Here is a 5,941-nt window from a genome sequence, read left to right as displayed (position 1 = left end):
TGGCACCAAACCAGCAGGCTACAAACGACGACACCTCCCAATTACCATCTAGCGAATGTCCGCACCAACACGAACAATCTTCATAGTGTTCGTACCACCCTGGGCATTCACATAATCGCCCTTGGTAATCACCACCAGATCACCTTCTTTGACGGCCCCCATCCGAACCAGCTCAGCCACCGCGCGCGAGTTTGTCTGCTCGGGCGGAATCGTCGCCGAATCAAACGGCACCGTCTGCACACCGCGGAACATCGTCACCCGATGCTGGGTCGAGTGATTGCGAGAGAACGTGAAAATCGGAAGACTGGATTTGATGCGCGACATCAGCAGGGGCGTGGCACCGGTTTCAGACATGCAGATAATCGACGTCACACCGTCCAGATGGTTGGCCGCGTACATAGCGGAAAGAGCAATCGCCTCATCCACATACTCCATGCTCTCATGGATGCGGTGCTTGGACTGATGCATCGACGGATGCTTTTCCGCGCCCATGCAAATTCGTACCATGGCCTCCACTGCTTCCGTTGGGTAGTCGCCGACCGCCGTTTCTGCAGACAGCATCACCGCGTCGGTGTAATCCATCACCGCGTTCGCCACGTCGGAAACCTCCGCCCGTGTCGGCATCGGGTTCTCGATCATGGATTCCATCATCTGGGTGGCGGTAATCACCACCTTATTGAGGGCGCGGGCGCGGTTGATGATGTGCTTCTGCACACCCACCAGCTCGGCATCGCCAATCTCAACGGCGAGATCGCCCCTGGCGACCATAACCGCGTCGGATGCATCGATGACCGCATCCAGAGCGGCGTTGTCGTGAGCCAGTTCCGCACGTTCGATCTTGGCAACCAGGCGTGCTTCCGAGCCGGCTTCCTTCAAAAGGCGGCGGGCAACGTGCATGTCTTCGGCGGTGCGTACAAACGACACCGCGACATAATCGGCGCCCAGGCGGGCGGCGGTTTTGATGTCCTGCTTGTCTTTCTCGGTCAGTGCTTCGGCAGAAAGGCCGCCGCCGCGCTTGTTCAGGCCCTTGTTGTTGGACAGGGGGCCGCCGATAAGAACGCGGGAGGAGATGCTGGTGCCGTCGACAGACTCCACTTCCATCTCGATGCGGCCGTCGTCCAGTACCAGGATGTCGCCTGGTTTGACGTCTTCAATCAGTTGCTCGTAATCAATGCCGACGCGCTCATCATTGCCCGCTTCCTTGTCCATGCTGGCGTCCAGGACAAACTGCTGGCTGGCCTTGAGGGTCACCTTGTTTTCCGCGAAGCGCGCGATGCGAAGTTTCGGCCCCTGAAGGTCGGCTAGCAGGGCGACAAACCGACCATTGGCGGCGGCAGACTCTCGCACCCGCAGGGCGCGTTGTATATGGTCTTCCGCACTGCCGTGGGAAAAATTCAATCTCGTAACATCCACACCCGCAGCAATAATGGCTGACAGTGATTCCGGTGAATCGGTGGCGGGGCCGAGAGTGGCGACGATCTTGGTGCGCCTTAGCATGGTTCCAGTTTCCTTTTGTTTTTCAGTGAAGCTTTCCGGTTGTGCTGGATGAAATGGCAGGTGAGCAGGGTTACTGGCTCGCCTTTTTCATCAATGCCACAGCGTTGTCGAGCATCCGGTTGGAGAAGCCCCATTCATTGTCGTACCAGGCCATGACTTTTGCATGACGGCCCATGGCCCGCGTGTGGTTGGCGTCGAAAATGCTGGACAAGGCGTTGTGGTTGAAGTCCACGCTGACCAGTTTCTCTGCGTTGTAGCCAAGGATCGGGTTGTTTTCCGCTACAGCTTTCACGACCTCGTTGATTTCTTCCACGGTGGTGTCGCGGCTGGCGATGAAGCCAAAATCCACCAGGGAAACGTTAATAGTAGGAACCCGCACGGCCAGCCCGTCAAGTTTTCCGGACAACTCCGGGATCACCTTGCCAATGGCGGCGGCCGCACCGGTTTTGGTGGGGATCATGGACTGGGTGGCCGAGCGCGCACGATACAGGTCAGAGTGGTAGACGTCGCTCAGTTTCTGGTCATTGGTGTAGGAGTGAATTGTGGTCATCAGGCCGCTCTCAATGCCGATCTTCCTGTGCAGTGCTTCAACAACCGGTGCCAGGCAGTTGGTGGTGCAGGAGGCATTGGAAATGATGTTGTGTTCGGCGGTCAGCACATGGTCATTCACCCCGTAGACAACCATCGCGTCGGCGTCAGAAGAGGGAGCGGAAATAATGACCTTGCGGGCGCCGGCCTTGAGGTGGCCCTCGGCCTTGTCGCGGGCGGTAAAGAGGCCTGTGCACTCGAAGACCACATCCACGTGGTAGTCTTTCCAGGGCAGTTCTTCCGGGTTGCGGATCGCGGTGATGGCGATGCGGTCACCGTTGACAGAGAGAGATTCGGCATCGTGGTTCACGATGCCGCTGAAGCGACCGTGCACGCTGTCGTATTTGAGTAGGTGGGCGTTGGTTTCCGCGTCTCCGAGGTCGTTGATGGCAACTACCTGAAGCTGATTTCGGTAGTCATTTTCATAGAGTGCGCGGAGAACATTGCGGCCAATGCGACCAAAGCCGTTAATTGCGATGCGAATAGTCATGTTCTGGCTCCAGATTTGTTTGTTTATTGTTCGTTTCAGTTTCTGATGTAGTAAATATAACAACAAATAATGGAAAAATGAATGACCGGCGGGTGAAAGTAGCAAAAAAAGAAAGTAAACTTACGGGAATAAAAAGTAATTAGATAACAAGTTGCAGGAGACCCACTATGCACCCGACCGTAGACGCGGTTACCAAGCGGATTATTGAGCGCAGTCGCGCCACCCGGCAGGATTATCTGGACAGAATGGGCGCGCTCAAAGCCCAGTCACCCCAGCGCAGCACATTGTCCTGCGGCAATCTGGCCCATGGTTTTGCCGCCTGTAATCAGTCCGATAAAGACACCCTCAAATTCATGAACAAGGCCAATGTGGCCATTGTTTCCGCCTATAACGACATGTTGTCGGCCCACCAGCCTTATCAGGACTTTCCGGACGTGATTCGCAAGGCGGCCAACGGAATGGGCTCGGTGGCCCAGTTTGCCGGTGGCACGCCGGCCATGTGTGATGGCGTGACCCAGGGCCAGCCGGGTATGGAGTTGAGCCTGTTTTCACGCGACACCATCGCCATGAGTACCTCGGTCGCCCTGAGTCACAATATGTTCGATGCCACCATGTTGCTTGGCATCTGCGACAAGATTGTTCCTGGTTTGCTGATAGGGTCGCTAAGTTTCGGCTACCTGCCGACCATCCTGGTGCCGGCCGGACCCATGCCGTCGGGGCTGCCCAATAAAGAGAAACAGCGCATTCGCCAACTCTACGCCGAGGGCAAGATCGGCAAAGACGAGCTGCTGGAGGCGGAATCCCAGTCCTATCACAGCCCCGGTACCTGCACGTTCTATGGCACTGCCAACAGCAATCAGCTTCTGGTAGAGGTGATGGGGCTGCACCTGCCAGGGTCGGCCTTCGTGAACCCGGGTACGCCACTGCGTGAAGCGTTAACCCGCGAGGCGACCGAGCAGGTCATCCGGCTGTCCAAGCCCCACGGAGGCACGTTGGGCCTGGGCGATATGGTGGACGAAAAGAGTATCGTGAATGCGTTGGTGGCACTGCTGGTGACCGGTGGCTCCACCAATCACACCATTCACTGGATCGCCATCGCCCGAGCCGCCGGCATCATTGTCGACTGGAACGACTACTCCGAGTTGTCGTCGGCGGTGCCTTCGATGACGCGTATTTACCCCAACGGCCAGGAAGACGTGAACGCCTTCCACGAAGCGGGCGGAACACCGTTCCTGATCCGAGAGTTGCTGAGTGCGGGCCTGCTTCATAATGACGTTGAGACCGTTGTGGGGCATGGGCTGGAACAGTACGCACGAATGCCGGAACTGGAGAATGACAAGTTGGTGTGGAAGCCGGCGCCTGAGAAAAGCACCAAGCCGGATGTACTAAGCACGGCGGCGGAGCCCTTTGCGCCGGACGGCGGGTTGCGGGTTCTGGATGGCAATCTTGGCCGTGGCGTGATCAAGGTATCGGCCGTGGCGGAAGAGCACCGGATTGTGAAGGCGCCGGCGATTGTGTTCAATGACCAGAACGAGCTCAAGGCCGCCTTTGATGCGGGTGACCTGAACCGGGATTGCGTTGTGGTGGTCCGCTTCCAGGGCCCGAAAGCCAATGGCATGCCTGAATTGCACAAGCTGACGCCGTACCTTGGTGTGCTTCAGGATCGCGGCTATAAGGTTGCATTGGTCACCGATGGCCGCATGTCAGGAGCGTCCGGTAAGGTGCCGGCCGCCATACACGTCTATCCGGAAGCGGCGAATGGCGGGGAGCTTTGCCGGGTGCGCAATGGCGATGTGATCAACCTGGACGCGGTAGCCGGAACCCTGGGAATTGAGGTGTCGGCAGAGGAATTTGCCAGCCGTGAGGCAGAAAAAGCGGACCTGAGCAGTTATCATCACGGCCTGGGCCGGGAGCTGTTTGGCTGGATGCGCAAAGCCGCCAGCAACCCGGAAGAAGGCGCCAGTTTTTTCTGGAATCACGACGCATGACCAAAGACAACTACTCGCTGGTAGGAGACATCGGGGGTACCAACGCCAGGTTTGCTCTCGTTCGCTCCGGTGACGTTACCCCTGAGGCAGTTGAAGTCCTTGCCTGCGGGGACTACGACAATCTTGATGCTGCCATCGTCGATTACCTCGCCCGCTGCGGCGTCGGGGAGGTGCAGGATGTCTGTCTTGCGGTAGCATCGCCGGTGCAGGGAACCCAGGTGCGGATGACCAACAACCACTGGCGTTTCGACAGCGAGGAGGTTCGCAAGCGGTTTGGTTGGGGCGCGTTCAAGGTGATCAACGACTTTACCGCCATGGCCCTCGGGGTTCCCCATGTCAGCGCCGATAAGCTGGTCCACGTCTGCGGTGGTCCGGGCAACGCAGCGCGTCCCCGGCTGGTAATCGGCCCGGGTACTGGTCTGGGAGTGTCAGTTTGGTTCCGTTGCAGCACGGATGGGTGCCGCTGATGACCGAAGCGGCCACGTGGACTTTGCCCGACTGACGACACCGAGATGGCTATCCTGCGAATTCTGAAGGCTCGGTTTGGTCGCGTTTCCGTCGAACGTATCGTGTGTGGCCAAGGTTTGTTGAACCTTTACCAGGCCCACGCGGAGATACAGGGCGTGGCCGCCCCACTGGATGCGCCGGAGAAAATAACCGCTGCTGCGCTCGATCAATCCGATTCGCTCGCGCGCCAGACCCTGCGGCACTTCTGCGAGATTCTTGGGCGTGTTGCCGGCAATGGGGTTTTGACTCTCGGCGGCACCGGAGGTGTATACCTGTGTGGTGGCATTCTCCCCCGGTTTATCGATTTTTTCCTGGAGAGTCCGTTCCAGAAAGGTTTCGAAGACAAGGGGCGGATGCGGCCGCTGCTTGAATCAACACCGGTCTATGTGGTGATGGAAGGGTACACCGGCCTGCTCGGTGCCGCCGAAGCGCTGGCTAACCCGGAAGTTTAGGGGGAGCGCAATGACCCATAGCTATTCCCGGATGTCGTTCGATGAGTTGGTGGCCCACGTGCGCCGGTGTCGGATCTGCGAGGCGCACCTGCCTCTCGAGCCACGTCCGGTGGTTCAGGTGTCTCAATCCGCCCGATTGCTGGTAGTGGGTCAGGCGCCAGGGCGTCGCGTCCACGACACCGGCCTGCCGTTCAATGATCCCAGCGGTGACCGCCTGCGTGAATGGATGGGCGTTGATCGTGACACCTTCTACGATGACCAACAGTTAGCGATACTGCCGATGGGGTTTTGTTACCCGGGCACGGGAAAGTCAGGCGACCTGCCGCCTCGTCCAGAGTGCGCACCGGCCTGGCGGGATCTTCTGCTCGAGCGCCTGGAGGCCGTGCAACTGACTCTGGTGATCGGCCAATACGCTCACG

Annotated in this window: 4 protein-coding genes and 1 pseudogene; 3 read left to right on the top strand and 2 right to left on the bottom strand. The window is 58.5% G+C overall.

Annotation, left to right across the window (positions count from 1 at the left end; all coding sequences use genetic code 11):
* Positions 1 to 48: 48 nt before the first annotated feature.
* Both pyk and gap read right to left on the bottom strand, forming a co-directional pair.
* Positions 49 to 1,497 (bottom strand): pyruvate kinase, encoded by a 1,449-nt coding sequence (pyk, locus tag MDG893_RS20105; RefSeq protein WP_007155687.1) that lies wholly within the window; start codon positions 1,495 to 1,497, stop codon positions 49 to 51.
* 70 nt (positions 1,498 to 1,567) lie between these two features.
* Entirely contained in the window at positions 1,568 to 2,575 is a 1,008-nt protein-coding gene (gene gap / locus MDG893_RS20100) for a type I glyceraldehyde-3-phosphate dehydrogenase (protein ID WP_007155686.1), read from the bottom strand.
* A 167-nt stretch (positions 2,576 to 2,742) separates the two neighbouring features.
* Between gap and edd the strand changes: the two genes are divergently transcribed.
* The 3 genes and pseudogenes from edd to MDG893_RS20085 form a co-directional block, all read left to right on the top strand.
* A complete protein-coding gene (gene edd, locus MDG893_RS20095) occupies positions 2,743 to 4,563 on the top strand; it encodes a phosphogluconate dehydratase (protein WP_007155685.1) in 1,821 nt (606 codons plus the stop codon).
* A pseudogene (gene glk / locus MDG893_RS20090) lies at positions 4,560 to 5,522 on the top strand (glucokinase). The gene edd and the pseudogene glk overlap by 4 nt, the downstream one beginning before the upstream one ends.
* Positions 5,523 to 5,532: 10 nt before the next feature.
* Positions 5,533 to 5,941, top strand: a 409-nt coding sequence (locus MDG893_RS20085) for a uracil-DNA glycosylase family protein (RefSeq protein ID WP_040474834.1), incomplete at its 3' end; no start/stop codon positions are given.

Source organism: Marinobacter algicola DG893, from assembly GCF_000170835.1.
Taxonomy (GTDB): Bacteria; Pseudomonadota; Gammaproteobacteria; order Pseudomonadales; family Oleiphilaceae; genus Marinobacter; species Marinobacter algicola.
Note: the sequence above shows the minus strand (reverse complement) of the source record. Positions and strands in the feature narration are given on the sequence as shown.

Bases quoted from the DNA above. Each gene is read 5' to 3' on its own strand.
- pyk (WP_007155687.1), bottom strand. From the start codon at position 1,497: ATGCTAAGGCGCACCAAGATCGTCGCCACTCTCGGCCCCGCCACCGAT.
- gap (WP_007155686.1), bottom strand. From the start codon at position 2,575: ATGACTATTCGCATCGCAATTAACGGCTTTGGTCGCATTGGCCGCAAT.
- edd (WP_007155685.1), top strand. From the start codon at position 2,743: ATGCACCCGACCGTAGACGCGGTTACCAAGCGGATTATTGAGCGCAGT.